The following is a 15,994-nucleotide window of genomic DNA, read 5'->3' on the forward strand; positions in this document are numbered from 1 at the left end:
GACATGTCTTTTAGTAAAATGTCCATTTTTACAGAAAGCGTTATCATTTTTTCCTGAATCCACTTGGCGTTACTTTTTCCTGTTCTTTGAATACTTTATTAAAATACTTAGGCGTACTATAACCTACCTTTTCTGCAATTTCCGTCACATTTAAATCAGTAGTTAAAAGTAATTGCTTAGCTCGTTGGATTCGAACTCGTGTCAAGTATTCCACAAAAGAGAGTTTTAATTCATCTTTGAATAATGTACTCAAATAACTGGGATTTAAGTGAACATGGGCGGCAACTTTTTTTAAGGAAAGATCCGCATAATAATACTCATCAATATACTCAATTGCTTCTCTAATTGAGCGAGAACAGGAATCATTTCTATTAACTTTTATCAAATGATCATCTACCATTTTCTCAATCACTTTCGTTTTCATAAGATCTTCTTGTTTGTCAAGGGCTTCTTCAACAGATTCAATAAGCTTATCTTTGCCTACTGGTTTAACTAAATAATTTGCTACACCTAACCTTAAAGCTTCTTGAGCATATTCAAATTCTGAATATGCTGAAATAACAATTACCATTGGAAGTCTACTTTGTTTATTCAAAGTATCCAATAATTTTAACCCAGTCATTTCGGGCATACTAATATCGGTTATTAGTAAATGAACCGGTTCTTTTTGTAAATAATCAATAGCCGCATGCGCATTATCGCAACAAATGATTATATGTTGGCCTTCTGACCATTTTTCCAAGGTACGCTTCAATCCGTTCAGTGTTCTCGGTTCATCATCAACGATTAAAATCTTTTTTTCATTCATTAAACCCCACCCTTTATTTTATAATCGGTATTGTAAAACTAATGGTTGTACCTTCATTCGGTTTACTTTTAATTGTAAGGCCAGTTACCTCTTCAGGATTATAATATAATTGTAATCTTCTCTCTACATTCGCTAATGCCATTCCATTTTTTGATGTACTTAGGCTACTTTTTCTCTCAATTGATTCGTAAATAGAATCGATGGTCTTCCTGCTCATACCTACACCATTATCCGCTACAGTGACATGTGCACTATCCTTCTTAACTTCCGTCACGTTCAATTGAATTAATCCTTCACCCACTTGAGCGCCAATACCGTGAAGCACAGCATTCTCAACAAGAGGTTGAATAAGCAATTTAGGTATCTGCATGTCCAATAATGATTGATCAACCTCTACTTGACAAGTCAAGCGGTTCCCAAAACGCATTTTCATTACCGTCATATATTGTTTAATATGTTCTAACTCATCTTTTAACGCAACCCACTCCTCAGCATTACTTTTAGTTATCGTATATCGAAATAATTCTGACATAGCTAATACCATACTGGCTAAACCTTCTTCTTCTTTATCGTCCAAGGACCAATATAGTGAGTCCAATGTATTAAAAAGAAAATGGGGATTAATTTGGGCTTGTAACGCCTTTAATTCTGTACGGCTTTTTATCAATTCTTTTTCATAGACCATTTGAATCAGATAGTTGGTTTCCTCAACCAACTGATTATACGTATCGTTCAGTTCATTTATCTCGTTGGATGAAGCGCTCCTCGGAGTTACTGTTAAATTACCTTTGCTCGCTTGACGCATCGTTTTCGTCAGCTTTTGAATAGGTTTAGAAATATAAGTTGAGAGAAAATAGGAACAAATAAAGAAGATAATCACGCCGACCAGCCCAGAAACAAAGATTGTCGTTCTCAACCCAGGTAATCCTTCTGTCAACCGACTCATTGGCGTTAGAATTGTAACGGTCCAACCTGTTACGTTGGACGTTTCACTTATCTGAATATAAGATTGGTCATCCTTATTCTCGAAATAGCGCCTCATATTTTCATGATTGACTGCATTTAAACCATCGTAATTTGTTGAAATGATATGACCAGCTTGGTCTGTCACTACCGTTATTTGCTCTTGTTCACTTTCTTGAGCATAGGTTTGAAAGTAATTTCGATTCACCCTAGCTAGCAAGTAACCACCATTCGAAAAATTCTTATCAATTAAACTAACTCTTCGCATTAACAAAAAGTAATTCGGATTTACCGGGTCTTCTCCAATCCAAACTAACTGACCTTTTGCATTATTAACCTTTTCTACGGTTTCCTGTCCGATGTTTATTTGTAGACCAGATCCATCAAGTGGAATAATTTTCTCATACTGATAATTATATAATTCGACCATATAGATGCCATCTGCATTCACTTGAAGACGATTTGTTAACGTTACTAATTCCTGCTTATCTTCAAAACTCGCTGAATTACCACGTCTTTCTTCATACATAACTTCTTGGATTGTATCATTTGTCACCATCAATTTCGTAATTAAATTTACTTGTTCAAACAAAGAGTCGTATCTACCTATTGATTCTATTGCTGTTTGTTGAATCTGTTCTTCGGCATTTCCTTTTAACATCGTTGCCACGTGATTAAACGTTAAGATACTAACTGTAGAAAGGACAAGTATCATGACAATTAAATAGACTGAAAGAATTTGATTTCTCAACGTATTCCATTTTCTCCATTTTTTGATAAGAAATCACCTCTGCTCGAATAGCTTATTTATCATAACAATCACTGATACTGCTACCTATATTATACATTGAAAAGAAAAACAGATATGGTCTATAGTAAAAAACATTTGCTCATTTATTTTAAACTTATCTGGGTGGTCTTTAAAGAGGAAAATAAACATTTAGTTCGTCAGGTTAATATTCAATGAGCTATTTTAACTCGGACAACCATTCGTAACACTACAATCAGTGAAAGGGCTTCGATTTCTCACCCATTGTTGTTAGTACGAATAGGAGTTAAACAATTTAATCCATAATTTCGGTTACATAGATTTAAGCAATTGTGAGGTTTCTGGATGTTTTGAAGTAGAAGTCATACAAATGTTTGCTGTACAATCCATTTATAAAATTTCAATCGTAATAGAGAGGATTTTTATTTAATGATTTAATACTATAACATATTAACGAGAAGGGCAAAGGTATTATATCCATTGCTACTTTAATTCAATACTTGCTTTAGTAGCCGCTACCTTTATAAAATGAAACTTCAATCAGTGGGGGTTTTTAGGTATTCCCCCACTGATTGTTAGCTCTAAAGGATGACCTAAAGGCCCTTGAACCATTCGGGGGGCTAGCTAGCGTTACTCTCGCTTAAACAACTTGCTTTTCTCGTTGTTTTGAAGTGGGAGTCTTACGGACGATGGCTCCGGGATAAATAACTTACAAGATCAAGGTTATCGTAATAAGCCCTAGCAAAGATCAAGAAATATATGGATTCTAAACAGGAATACGTGGAATATTCAGCAAAAAATCACTACCATTAATTACTAACTACTATTGTAGAACATCACCATTCACGCAAAGTAAGATTTTAACGGCTTTATTTTATGGTCACAAGTGGAACTAATTTTTTCACTGCGGTTATAACTTTCCCACGCACCAAATCACTTTAAATTCCAACATGGTGAGGTAGTTACAAATTCCAGTGAAAAATATTGAATATTTCTAACAAAGAGTCTTTATCTGAAATTTAAGAAAACATTGAAATTTGAAGAAACATGAGTATTAGTTTAACTAGAAATCCTTACAAACTATAGGCTTGCAAATGTTCTCGACTATCCAATTAAAAAACCAATAAATATGGGAGATGCCATTAGCATCTCCCTATTTGGCTGTGTACTTTTTTATTGCTGGTAAGATTTCATTTCCAATCAACTCAATATTTTTCATTAGTCGATCAAACGGAACACCACCAAAATCAATTTGTGCAGTGTATCGCTGATGTCCGAACATCTCGTGTTGGTACAAAATCTTTTCAATGATTTCCTGTGGGCTACCAACATTGATTATACTACTTCGATCCGCACTCTGTTCAAAAAGCTGCTTAGGGAAACCTTGTCCATTCGTCTTTTTCATTCCTTCGTTTATATGTGGATACATTTCTTTTTGTGCCTGCTGTGATGTTTCTGCTGCGTAGAAAAATCCTGCTGTTGCTACCGGTAATTCTTCTGGATTATGTCCACCACGTTCAGCTGCATCACGATATGCATCAATCGTTCGTTTAAAGACTGGCGTCGTACCACCTAGGTGAGCCATAAACATAGGAACACCTGCATTCCCAGCTTTTATTGCACTTTCAGGTGTTCCTCCAACAGCACGCCAAATTGGCATTTTACCCTTTTTCGGGCGCGGAAGTACGGTAGCCTCTTTTAATGGGGCTCGAAATTCGCCACGCCAATTCACTACTTCTTCTTCATTGATTTGACGGAGCAAATCAAATTTCTCTTCATACAAAGCTTCATAGTTACGGATATCATAGCCCAATAACTCAAACAACCCAACTCTCGATGCGCGACCAGCAACAAGCTCAGCCCGCCCCTTGGAAAGTAAATCCAATGTTGCAAAATCTTCGTACACACGAACAGGATCTAATGTGCTAATTATCGTTGAAGAGCTTGCTATCTTTATCTTTTCAGTCGTTTGTGCAATCGCTCCAAGAACAACCGTATGCGCTTGTGTTGTGAAATACTCTTGATGACTTTCCCCCACACTAAAAAAATTTATCCCCGCTTGATCTGCTAGTTTTGCATATTCAATAATTTCCTGAATCCGATCTTCTGCTGAAATTCTTTTTCCAGTTAAAGGATTAGGTAAATGATCGCCTAGTGTATATAAACCAAATTCCAATCCCTCGTTTTGATGAATACCGTATTTCTCCATCTTTACCTCACCCTCTTCTGCAGTTTTTCTTTACCAACCATTTCATTTGGTTAAGTTGTGCTTAGAATACCGCAAAAGATAGTAATGAATCAACTGAGATGCTTAGGAGCTAAAAATATCCTCTTTCTATAATCGATATTTTCAAAGTGAGACTCCCATCAGTGCAGGCGAGGGGAAATGTTTTCCCACTACTTTTAATCCTGAAAGGGGTTCTGAAGTTTAAAGGAGCTTAAATCCCTCAGAATGCTAGGGTTCAACACTCCTAATTATCGAAAAGTTCAAAAAGTCGACGAATGAGGCGCAAGCAGTTCAAATGGGGGCGAAGTTCTGAGATCCCGAGGATAAGTTTTTTCTACATAAGGAACAGAAAAAAGAGCCACCGAATAGATGCCCTACTTATCATTTGATAACTTTTAAAAACCTTCTTAAAGATCTCAATGGTGCAACGAAATACATCAAATGTTGTTTGGACTATTAAACAGGTTGTTCTTCCGTTACACAAAGATCCTTCTCTATAACACCATCGATAGGTGTATCTTTTGGCAAGCTCATAAAAATGATGCATCCGATTAAAAACAACGGAATAATCGCCAAGATACTAAATTGAGCATTGCCAGTTAAGGTTGTTGTCAAAGACATGATGAAAGGACCTAAAATAGCAGCAAATTTGCCGAAAATATTATAAAATCCAAAAAACTCATTTGAATTCTCTTTTGGAATAATCTTCGCATAATAGGAACGACTTAACGCCTGTATCCCACCTTGTGCTGAACCGATCATCATGCCTAAGATAAAAATGTGCCAAACTGATGTAATAAAAAATGCGGCTACACAGGAAATAATATAAGTGCAAATCCCAACAATAATCATCATTCTCGTTGAATAACGTTCGGAAAGCTTGCCATATATTATGGCACAAGGAAACGCCACAATTTGAATAATTAACAGAATACCAAGTAATGTGAACATATCAAGTGAATTGGCACCCAAAACTGTCGTTGCATAAGGAACAACCATCTTTATGATAGTATCAACACCATCGATATAGAAAAAATAGGCTACTAAGAAAATAACCACAGTTCTGTGTTGTCTTATGTTTTTAAAAGTATTTGCTAACCGTTTAAAGCTATTAGCAATTGGTTTCGGTTCAGGCTCTACATAGAATCTTTGTTTAACATCTCTAATCATCGGTAGTGTCAAAAGTCCCCACCACAGGGCAGTCATAATAAAACCAAGTTGATAACCAAGCACCTGATCCATCCCAATAAAGTAAATCAACGATAAACTAATTAAAAACGGAATCACACTAAAGATGTACCCATATGCAAAGCCTTGAGTAGATACTTTATCCATCTTTTCGTTTGGCGTAACATCGACTAAAAAAGAATCGTAAAAGATATTCGCACCCGAAAAGCCGATTGCAGATAAAATATAAAAGAGAACGAGAAGTTGCCACTGTCCGCTCGCAGGAGAGATGAAAGCTAATGAAGTTGTAGCCAAAATACCTAAACAGGCAAAAAAGATGAAAAATCGTTTTTTCTTATCTTTATAATCAGCAATCGTTCCCAATATCGGACTTAGAATAGCGATCAATATACTGGCTATAGAGTTGAAATAACCTAAACTCATGCTACTTTCTATACCATCAAACATGCCAAATACGATAGGTAGTAAAGCTGTACTAATAGCTATTGAATAAGCTGAATTTCCACAATCATATAATATCCAAGAACGCTCTTCTTTACTTAACTTCATTAACAACCCATCCCTTCAAAGTAAAATCACCTTAATGGTAGCATAATAGTTGTTAGAAATAAGTTAACTTAATGTAAATTTTTTCTAAATAAAAATTAATAAAAAGAAACGATCCTACTCATCATTTGTGTTATCATTCGACAAAAACCGGGTGGTGACAGGCACCGCTGTGTGTAAAACATTCCCTAAATTATTTAAAAAATATACAATTATACTAGCAATTGTAGTAAAATAGGGATTATAAAAGATTTTTGAGGAGTAAGTATGGACGGCTTAATTCAGGAGAGAATTGAAGAGCAAATTCGAAATAGCTTTCGTAATGATGAGATGGAATCACTTGCGATCAACTATTTTGCCTATCAATCTAGTACTAGAGAGTTTTTATTTGGTAAGTTAGCAATCCTTCATTACGAAATGTTTAATGGGGTTAGTAAAGATATTTTATCTGTTGCTGCTTCGATAGAAATATTTGCTTTAGCAGCTGACATTCTTGATGACATACAAGATCAAGATGTTAGTGATGCTCCATGGCAGCGAACAGAAAAATCCTTTGTGTTAAGTTTGGCTTCTGGATTATTACTATTAAGTAAGAAAGTGCTTGATGATGTTAATTCAGATGATCACTCATTGCTCAATGACATCTTTTACTCAATGATTTTTCAGTCGATGACAGGCCAGTATCTTGATTTAAAAAACCAAATCAACAACGAGACTGATTACGTAAACATTGTGAGAAAAAAATCTTCTTCATTCGTGACTCTAGCTTGCTCGTTAGGGGCAATATTAGCTAATAGTTCACAGCTTTCTCTTGTGAATCAGTACACAGAAAAAATTGGTGTTGCTTCCCAATTAAAAAATGATGTACAAGACATATACGCTTGGGATAAGAAATCTGATATTCCTGCAAAAAAGAAAACATTTCCGATTATTTATATGCTCACAATTAAAGAAGCTAGTCTACTAAAGAATTATTATAGCAGTAATCATCCTTTCGAAACCATTTCAGCTAAAAAACAAGAAGTCATTGAAGAGATGGAACAGCTAGGAGCTATGAAATATACAAAAGCAGTGATTGAATTAAACAAAATTGAAGCACTAGATTTAATTAACCAGCTAGATGTTTCACAGTATTATAAAGATAGATTAAAAAAATTCGTTTAGAGGAGGCGTTTTTCATGCAAGAAGCAGTATACTATTTAAGCAAAAATCCAGAGGTGTTCGAAAAAATTAAAAATGGAAAAGCTAGTTTGCTTGGGGTTACACCTAAAGAACTAAAGGCAATACTAAATTCTTTTCTGTTGACTTCTGCAGGCGAAATTAAGGACTACTGGAGATAAGTCAGATAATGAGGAAGCTATGATGAACAAAAATACTCTACTCTCGCTATTTATCTTTTTTTCTATTATTTACGCTGTCTACTTAACTCAACTTAATACTGATCCATATATAGGAATCTATGTAACCGACAATGATCATGGTGACTTTTATGTCACAGCATTGCATGATCTTGGATGGGGGTGGCATAACGGTATCCAACATGGTGATCTTATTGTACTTATCGATGGGGAACAACCGGAGCATAATCACATCGTTACTACTCACGGACGAATCGAACAGGTCAAAACACTAACTGTAAATCAAAATGGGACGGATATGACCTTTCAAATTGATTATTCCTCTGTACTAGCTCAGCAGGGCATTATCTATTTCTTGATTCCTTTCTTATACTTTTTGATGAGCTTGTTACTAAGTCTTACCTTATATAAAAACTATAAAAATAACAGTTCACTAACATTAATCTATTTTATGCTAGTTTTGGCAATTGGATACATCGGTTTTAGCTTATCCATGAAGCTTTCTTCCGTTGGCCTAATAACAGGAGATTTCACTTTATTAACCGCACCGATACTCTTCCTACACTTTATTTATCATTTTATGAAGGAAAAAGGCGCCATATGGTTTTCAAAGAATGTTCTCTATATTTTATATGGTATTGCAATGATCGTATTTTTCCTAGTCACTTTTGAACCAATCGACTTACCAATAAAAGAAGTCTTGTTAATTACTTTTGTTTGTTTCTTAACTGTCATTGGTATATGTCTAACCAAAAGTTTTATTGTATTGAAAAACAAAAACAACCTTTTAAAGACAACTTATAGCTGGATTTTTAAAACGCTTGTTATTGCCATTGCACCGTACACCTTGTTATATGCAATTCCGCATATAGTTTTGGGCTCCGCGCTTATTCGCGGTGAAATAGCTATCTTATTCATTTTCACACTCCCGATCTGTTTTTTATTTTTACTAACTACTGGAAGACTGTACCTTATCAGAATTCACATTAAACAGTTCACCTATTATGCAATATTGTCTTTCGTATTTACATTGTTCATTTGCGGACTTTACTATGCTCTTTCTGAAGAACCGTTTCAAATAACGACCTTGGGAATATTTTTTGTTTTTACTTTTTTATTCACCTTTTCAAGCTTCTTTTTTAAAAATTACTTAGACAGATTACTGAGATCTTCTCTATTCGTCGAGAGGGATTATTACCAAAAAAGTATTTATCGATTCAGTGAAGCTTTAAAACATGAAAATAGTGTCGATGGCGTTCTAAAGGATTTTCAAAGAGAAGTAACCGATGTTTTAAGCGCAAATCATCTTGATTTTTATCCTATAGATAAGTATCGAAAAGAAAATGATGATAAAGATTTAAACGAGTCTTATCAAAAACTTTCACGAAAATTACAGCGAAGTACGCTTCGTATAGGGAAGATCACTTTATTAGGAAGTACTTTTAGTATCCCGATAGGTGAAAAAGATGAGCATTACATCGTGCTTTTTGCTACACTCAATAACGTGAGAAATTTAAATGTTGAAGAACAAGATTGGCTTTCAACTCTAGCTTATCATGCGAGTGTATCACTAGAAAATATGATAAAAATTGAAGATTTACTCACTCAATTAAAAAAGAACCAATCTAGCGATTCCCATTGGATTAATCGCTTGATCTTCAAATGGTCAGAAGAAGAAAGAAAAAAACTTGCTAATGATATCCATGATTCTTTTCTTCAAGATATTATCATTTTAAAAAGAAAAATGGAAGATGTTAAAAGTAAGACAAAAGAAGCTGAAGTAACGGAACAATTGTTTGAAATGAACGAAGATATAGAGGATATTATCTTTCAAATGAGAGAAACGTGTCAAGAGATAGCTCCCCCATTATTAATCGAATTCGGGCTTAAGGCTACGTTGACAGAGCTTCAGAACAAGTTCAATTTAAGGTCAAACAGTCTTCTGTCGATACAGATTGATGATTCTTTTGATGAACAAGCGCTTAACCTTGATTATAAACGCATCCTATTTAGAACTGTTCAGGAACTACTAAATAACGCCGCTAAACATTCGAGGGCATCAGAAGTGCGCGTAACACTAGGCGTGAATAATCACCACTTGGAGCTTGCCTATGTTGATAATGGAATAGGCATGAAATTAATTAATATGCGTTCAACTGAAAATAAAATGGGGCTAGTAGGAATGAAAGAGCGTATTCAAAGTTTTAATGGAACTGTTACCTTTAATTCTGAACCAGGTAAAGGATTAACTGTAATCGCTAATATACCAATAAAGTGAAACTTCAATCAGTGGGTGGGTTTTTAGATATTCCCCCACTGATTGTTAGCCCTAAAGGATGACCTAAAGGCCCTTGAACCATTCGGGGTGCTAGCGTCCGTTACTCCCACTTAAACAACTTGATATTCTCGTTGTTTTGAAGTGGGAGTCTTACGGACGGTTGCTCCGGGATAAAATAAAGAGGATGTGTCTAAATTGATTAAAATCGCAATCGTTGATGATCATTCTATTGTAGGAGAAGGTACGAAAACGATTCTTTCCAAAGTACCAGACTTTTTAACGGTGTACCAAGGGTCTAGTATAGATTTTTGTAACAAAATTACAGAGAAGCAATTTGATGTTTATCTTATTGATCTGCACATGCCGGATATTGATGGCTTACAATTGACGAAGAAAATTCTACAACATTATCCAGACGCAAAAGTAATTATTTTAACTGCTCACGATATATCTAGTCATTTCAATCAGTTTATCGATTCTGGTGTCACTGGTTTTATTAGTAAAGAATCTTCCAGTGACGATCTGATTACAACAATACGATGTGCACTAAAAGATCAAGTTATTGTTCCATTAGAGCTACTGACACAGTTAAAAAGACAAACCCATATTCCTAATAAAGAAGAACAAGAAATTCGATTAACAGAGAAAGAAGAGAAAATACTTTTGGCGGTTGCAAATGGAGCAACCAATACAACCATTGCTGAAGAACTATTTACAAGTCAGCGAAGTATCGAAAGACACTTATCAAAGTTATTTAAGAAAGCTAATGTAAGCTCTAGGTCAGAGCTTATTACAAAAGCTAAAGAATTAAATATAGTACCTGAATTTATGGGCTGAGCATTTCAGGATATAGAGTCAATTTCAGACAGTGGGGATTTCAGTTTTTCCACTGCCATTGTTCAAGCGAGGTTTTTTAATAAAGTTGTCCATTGTGATTTAGAGTGGTTTACTACTGCCCAACCATTACAATGGATTTTAATTGGCTTTATTAACGCCTTATGTTTTTACATATAAAAACAAAAAGGATGTCAGTGAATACCATTATAATCATATTACGATGAGACAATGAATTATTCACCAACACCTATCATTTTAAATCAACAAATTATTTAAAAAAAGCATTTTTCACCCATTCACCGAACTTATATCCAGTGACAGCAATCCCTATAAGTATCTTTCCACCAGTTATAACAAGACCACCATTAATATCAGTAATTTCTTCATTTGATAATTCATCAAATTTATTTATTTTTAAAATGTTTTCCATTATTAAACCTCTCTCTCCCTCTTTATTTTTCGTTGACCATATACATTTCGATTCTTTTTGAATATATCTGTAATAAGTTCTGTTAATTCCTATTCCTCTTGGTCATCACGGATTTTTGCTTCATAATAATACGTACTTCTGGGGATTTTTAGGACGTCACACATCGCTGATACAGAGTATTTGTGACTGTTATTTCGAATCACATCTACTTTCGTCCCATGATCAACGCGGCTTGCTTTAAAATATCATTTTCCATTGAAAGCCTTTGATTTTCTTTGCGAAGTCTGATTAACTCCTCCTCTTTCGGAGTTCTATTATCTTTCTCTTCAAAGGATCCAGTTGTACTATGTTGGCGAACCCACTTATCAAAGGCAGAAGGCGTCAGCTCGTATTCTTTGATAATCTCAGCTCTTGGCTTACCTGAAGCATGTAGCTGGACAATTTGTTCTTTAAATTCTTTTGAAAATGTTCTACGTTCTCTTTTAGCCATAATTGATTCTCCTCCGCTTTTTATTAATTCAAGTTTATATGACCTTAACGAATATGTCCAACTAAGTGTAACCTATTCACTTTCAACAGATCGAGTAGAAAGGAACCTTTCCATTAGGATTGAGTTCCTCCCCCTCTCAGTATCGTGCTTGCGGTATTACCGCACACAGATCCTCTTATCACTATTCACATGATATAGCTAACCTCATTCCTTAATTCATAAATACTTACTTTCCCCTTTGGTTTAGGGTAGCCAGAATTTCTTCATGAATAAGACAATTTCACTCCAATTATGCAGAATCAAAACCAGCAAAATGCCACCAAACAAAACAAACATTCAAGCTGCATAATCCTGCTTGAATGTTTGTGAAAAATTATCGGCAGAAATTCTGACCCAGTCATTTAACAAAGAAGCAAAGGATATCTGTATTATCTAACGATGAATTAGAGCATACTAACTATGACTCATATACAGTTTTATAAAACAGGGGATAGATTTTTAATAGCTATCCCCCTTCCAATGCACTATATAATTTGGAGAATTCTGCTTGGGATGAAAAAGCCTTTCCGACTCTTCAACTAAACAATCAAGAGCAAACTTTCTGATTAATTATTCCTCTCCAATTTTCAGTCTATCTATTTCTTAAAACGAATGCCCCAATGCCAATAATCAAAAAATATACCATTAATCCAATTAATAAGTATGTAAGCAGTATATTTTCAACACCTATTAACCCCAATATACCAAATGTTACGAATACTAATACTAAAAATAATTGTGAGGAATACGCTAATAGTTTCAATATATGTTTTTTTGTACGTTCATCTGTATAAGGTGTTTTATCAGACTTTACATATACCATAATAACATTTATAAATATTAAAATAATCGCACTTGTTACAGTTCCCAGTATCGCATCTAAATAAAATGTCCCATTTATAATATAGTTTAATGTTTGTCCTAATAAACTACCAATAACTGTACCTATAGCCACGAGACATAATATCCATTTTTGAAATCATTTCATCATCAAAAATCCTCCCTATAATTAAGTTATTCTTCAAATTCCACTATTTCCTTATGATGTTCTATTGATTTGGTTCAGCTGATTCTTTTAATCTAAAAATATCATGAACTGAAAGATCAAAGTATTTAGCGATTTTTAAGGAAAGTTCTAAACCTGGATTATATTTACAATTTTCAATTGCTGTTATCGTTTGACGTGTCACTTGTAAAATCTGGAGAAAAGTAACAGCAATACTGGCAGAATTAAACTTTGATGATTTATTGACTTTACAAAATAAAGATCCATAGCCACATAAAAAGCTATTAATACGATACTGGACTTGAATAATACAGAGAAAAAACCAGGTTCTAAATCTACGACTTTTTTTGTATGGATATTAACCACCTCCCGAAAAATAATGATAGGACTACCAATCACCAATATCATAGAATCTAAATAAACTAACGAGATCAAGCCCCAAAGGTTAATCACTTGTTTTTAAAAATCAATTCCGACTCCCTAGAGTTATTGCTTTACCACTTACATCTGCAGTTTTTTTAAAAAACATTTATATAAATCCGTACTAGTGGCTTTGGCAATCTGTATGCATATCAATACTATCAAAATTGACTTTCACACGATTACCAGCTCGTTTGGATACTATAGTTAACCCATAATCACTCTGTCGATAAGAAAGTTATCTACCTAGAAGGAGAACTCCCACATTCGTGTACAATCTCTTTAATTTTTGATTTACTGAATAATTGCAATAAAAGCACCTATAGCACGCCCTATATGAAAGCCACCTACCAATATCCATACCACTAAAAGAACTTTCAAGAGTAACGAGTTACTTTCTATTAATTTTCTACACTCCTCAGATAATTCCAAAATACTCAACTCCTACTTCATTTTTATGTCTCTATATCAAGTTAATACAAAAATTGTCATTTCAACAAGATACATTTGTTCAATTATTTATCCTTCATAAGATATTATTTATAACCCTTATTACATGTGTTTTTTATTTTATATCTATTTATTGAAACAATTACAATTAACGATAGAGCAGCTCCATAAAAAGTTACACCTGAACTATTATTGTATTCAGCTTCAAAGAATTCAAAAGTATTCACTACTATTGCAGAGCAAACATAAAGTGCTACTATTCTGGTTGCGTGTGTTCAACAGTGTTGCGTTTACATAATTTACCTCTCATTTTTTCTACATAGGTGGTGAAACTTCGCTATACATTACCAAGGAATTAAAAAATGTACGGCAATCATTACTGATTTACTCACAATGTTTTGTGTTATCGCTCTCTTCGTCCGTCTTTTTATAAATAATTACGGTGGTTGCTACTTCAGCAATACTATTATTTGCAAATTGCATATGTTGAATTTCAATATTTTTTTCATTTTCCAAGAAAAAGTTAATCTTGTTTTCTAAATCATCACCATCGATACTTCCGCTTATAACTTTTGCTTTTGTTTTCAATGTTGTTACCTCCTATTTGTTATAAGGTCCCCAACAGAAAAAAGAATCAATCCTTCTTACAAAATTTTCGTTCACAAGAATTTTATTTGATCCCCATAGCCTCAAAGTACCAGACCCAGCAGAATAAACCCCAACACTATTCCAACAAAAAATCCTATTTTCAAACTTTCTCTAACTGTTGTAGTTCGTTGGTGTTAATTGTAAATTTTTTTCAAAAAGTCGCATAAACATTCTCCTAATTTAAGTTCTTTATCGATTCATTTGAAAATTGAAAGTTGAATGCTTCCGTTACACAAACGGCTTTAATAACCACCTATAAATTAATTGACCCAAATCGTATGCTACTACCTCATAAAGAAATAGAACAAACTCCATTAAAATATATCCCATAATTAGTAGTAAAATAATTCTAAATCCAGGGGAGAAGTTATTCCATATTTCGTTTCGTTTTATTTCCATAAATTTTATTCCTCCAATCTTTCATTAATTTACAGTCTAACAAATTTATCCCCTATTTAAAAGAGCATTTCTTAATCACTAATGACTTTAATCATTTCAATAATGATACATATTCAGATTAATTTTTGCGTTTGCTTCATTTTGATGGGTCAATAACTTTATCATACGTAAATTGTCGATACAAAAAACACCACTTGGCGTATACAGATGGACCCCGCTTGTTAAAGAAACCGTTCCCCACAATGGTTCTCCAACGTTCAAATGAGCTAACTTACGCTTTGAATCTAGTTCATAAATTTCTACAGCAGGTCTGTTTACATTACCGGACACTACAAATAGTTTCTCTTGATTATAGATCATTTGAGACGGTGGTAATTCGGTTTGAATAAAATGCTTTATCCTATCTTCTTTCAGCTCATAAATTGTTCCATATTCTTTATAACCATTATTAACTTGTCTCCCTTGACTAACCAAAAAGGAGTCTTCCGTAATTAACAAATTCGTGCTATAGGGACGTGAAAAAATTTCTTTTTCCTGAAAAACATCATTTTTAATCGTTGACAGATAAGTGCTTTGTTCGCCAAAGCTTGTCATGTACAACGTTTTTTCCTTTGCGTTATATTTGAGATCAGAAACTTCTATTCCTGGTATTTTCCAAGAATTCAGTTCTTGTGTTAGATTATCGATAGCGTATTGATAAAGATGGACATGAGAACGAATATGATTATATTGGATGGCATAAAGCGTGTCTTCTACTAAGATCACTTGTCCGACATCACCTTCAATAAAACCTTTCTTTGTCACAGAGTGGGAATCCACCTGATAGAGATCGTATCCAAATGGGGCAAGATCATTTCTCGCTATAGCCACAATGTTCAGATTGTCTGAAACCCCAACGGTTGCATGAAACAATTCGTTTGTATCCCTTAATCGATGGGTAAAATCAATCGCATTGTTTGATTGACTGTGAATATTAAAATATGTTTTTCCTTTTTCACTTGTTAGAAACGTGACAAAATCGCTTCCCATTTCCTCTTCAAACGCTAGATCATCTGGCATGGAGTTATTGCAGCCTATGAGTACGAAAAGGATTAAAGAAAAAATAATGCAGCTGAACCGATGATTCTTCTTACACATA

The 15,994-nt window shown here is 34.2% G+C and carries 14 protein-coding genes and 1 pseudogene; 4 read left to right on the top strand and 11 right to left on the bottom strand.

Going from position 1 to position 15,994, the window contains the following annotated elements; genetic code table 11:
- Window positions 1–43: 43 nt before the first annotated feature.
- The 4 genes from OWO01_RS10845 to OWO01_RS10860 all read right to left on the bottom strand — a co-directional run bounded on the left by OWO01_RS10845 (window position 44) and on the right by OWO01_RS10860 (window position 6,504).
- Window positions 44–808: a response regulator transcription factor gene (locus tag OWO01_RS10845; protein ID WP_268780483.1), complete on the bottom strand. Its 765-nt coding sequence runs from the start codon at window positions 806–808 to the stop codon at window positions 44–46.
- Window positions 809–821: 13 nt separating this feature from the next.
- Complete coding sequence (locus OWO01_RS10850) at window positions 822–2,522, bottom strand: sensor histidine kinase (protein ID WP_268780484.1); 1,701 nt, start codon at window positions 2,520–2,522, stop codon at window positions 822–824.
- Window positions 2,523–3,693: 1,171 nt separating this feature from the next.
- A complete protein-coding gene (locus OWO01_RS10855) occupies window positions 3,694–4,749 on the bottom strand; it encodes an LLM class flavin-dependent oxidoreductase (protein ID WP_268780485.1) in 1,056 nt (351 codons plus the stop codon).
- 474 nt (window positions 4,750–5,223) lie between these two features.
- Window positions 5,224–6,504, bottom strand: coding sequence for an MFS transporter (locus tag OWO01_RS10860; protein WP_268780486.1), 1,281 nt, complete (start codon window positions 6,502–6,504; stop codon window positions 5,224–5,226).
- A 264-nt stretch (window positions 6,505–6,768) separates the two neighbouring features.
- Here OWO01_RS10860 and OWO01_RS10865 point away from each other — a divergent pair, with 264 nt between their 5' ends.
- From OWO01_RS10865 to OWO01_RS10880, 4 genes are all read left to right on the top strand, one after another.
- Window positions 6,769–7,665 carry a polyprenyl synthetase family protein gene (locus OWO01_RS10865; RefSeq protein WP_268780487.1) on the top strand — a complete coding sequence of 299 codons (897 nt, stop codon included), beginning with the start codon at window positions 6,769–6,771 and terminating at the stop codon, window positions 7,663–7,665.
- Between the two features lie 14 nt (window positions 7,666–7,679).
- Entirely contained in the window at window positions 7,680–7,841 is a 162-nt protein-coding gene (gene comX / locus OWO01_RS10870; RefSeq protein WP_268780488.1) for a competence pheromone ComX, read from the top strand.
- Window positions 7,842–7,863: 22 nt separating this feature from the next.
- Complete coding sequence (locus OWO01_RS10875) at window positions 7,864–10,137, top strand: sensor histidine kinase (protein ID WP_268780489.1); 2,274 nt, start codon at window positions 7,864–7,866, stop codon at window positions 10,135–10,137.
- A gap of 195 nt (window positions 10,138–10,332) precedes the next feature.
- Window positions 10,333–10,974, top strand: a complete 642-nt coding sequence (locus OWO01_RS10880; protein ID WP_268780490.1) for a response regulator transcription factor — start codon at window positions 10,333–10,335, stop codon at window positions 10,972–10,974.
- Between the two features lie 268 nt (window positions 10,975–11,242).
- Here the strand turns inward: OWO01_RS10880 and OWO01_RS10885 are convergent, their stop codons facing one another.
- The 7 genes and pseudogenes from OWO01_RS10885 to OWO01_RS10915 form a co-directional block, all read right to left on the bottom strand.
- Entirely contained in the window at window positions 11,243–11,404 is a 162-nt protein-coding gene (locus OWO01_RS10885; RefSeq protein WP_268780491.1) for a hypothetical protein, read from the bottom strand.
- 17 nt (window positions 11,405–11,421) lie between these two features.
- Window positions 11,422–11,894, bottom strand: a pseudogene (locus tag OWO01_RS10890) (transposase); the annotation flags it as partial.
- Between the two features lie 631 nt (window positions 11,895–12,525).
- A complete protein-coding gene (locus tag OWO01_RS10895) occupies window positions 12,526–12,888 on the bottom strand; it encodes a hypothetical protein (RefSeq protein ID WP_268780492.1) in 363 nt (120 codons plus the stop codon).
- A 94-nt stretch (window positions 12,889–12,982) separates the two neighbouring features.
- Entirely contained in the window at window positions 12,983–13,123 is a 141-nt protein-coding gene (locus tag OWO01_RS10900; RefSeq protein WP_418936215.1) for a helix-turn-helix transcriptional regulator, read from the bottom strand.
- A gap of 1,070 nt (window positions 13,124–14,193) precedes the next feature.
- On the bottom strand, window positions 14,194–14,397 hold the full coding sequence (locus OWO01_RS10905) for a hypothetical protein (protein ID WP_268780493.1): 204 nt from the start codon (window positions 14,395–14,397) through the stop codon (window positions 14,194–14,196).
- A 288-nt stretch (window positions 14,398–14,685) separates the two neighbouring features.
- Entirely contained in the window at window positions 14,686–14,856 is a 171-nt protein-coding gene (locus OWO01_RS10910) for a hypothetical protein (protein ID WP_268780494.1), read from the bottom strand.
- A 96-nt stretch (window positions 14,857–14,952) separates the two neighbouring features.
- Complete coding sequence (locus OWO01_RS10915; RefSeq protein ID WP_268780495.1) at window positions 14,953–15,993, bottom strand: hypothetical protein; 1,041 nt, start codon at window positions 15,991–15,993, stop codon at window positions 14,953–14,955.
- Window position 15,994: the final 1 nt, after the last annotated feature.

Origin of the sequence: Natronobacillus azotifigens, from assembly GCF_026805325.1 — a bacterium.
GTDB lineage: Bacteria > Bacillota > Bacilli > Bacillales > Amphibacillaceae > Natronobacillus > Natronobacillus azotifigens.

Bases quoted from the DNA above. Each gene is read 5' to 3' on its own strand.
- OWO01_RS10910 (WP_268780494.1), bottom strand. From the start codon at position 14,856: ATGGAAATAAAACGAAACGAAATATGGAATAACTTCTCCCCTGGATTT.
- OWO01_RS10885 (WP_268780491.1), bottom strand. From the start codon at position 11,404: ATGGAAAACATTTTAAAAATAAATAAATTTGATGAATTATCAAATGAA.
- OWO01_RS10855 (WP_268780485.1), bottom strand. From the start codon at position 4,749: ATGGAGAAATACGGTATTCATCAAAACGAGGGATTGGAATTTGGTTTA.
- OWO01_RS10860 (WP_268780486.1), bottom strand. From the start codon at position 6,504: ATGAAGTTAAGTAAAGAAGAGCGTTCTTGGATATTATATGATTGTGGA.
- OWO01_RS10915 (WP_268780495.1), bottom strand. From the start codon at position 15,993: ATGTGTAAGAAGAATCATCGGTTCAGCTGCATTATTTTTTCTTTAATC.
- OWO01_RS10865 (WP_268780487.1), top strand. From the start codon at position 6,769: ATGGACGGCTTAATTCAGGAGAGAATTGAAGAGCAAATTCGAAATAGC.
- OWO01_RS10845 (WP_268780483.1), bottom strand. From the start codon at position 808: ATGAATGAAAAAAAGATTTTAATCGTTGATGATGAACCGAGAACACTG.
- comX (WP_268780488.1), top strand. From the start codon at position 7,680: ATGCAAGAAGCAGTATACTATTTAAGCAAAAATCCAGAGGTGTTCGAA.
- OWO01_RS10875 (WP_268780489.1), top strand. From the start codon at position 7,864: ATGAACAAAAATACTCTACTCTCGCTATTTATCTTTTTTTCTATTATT.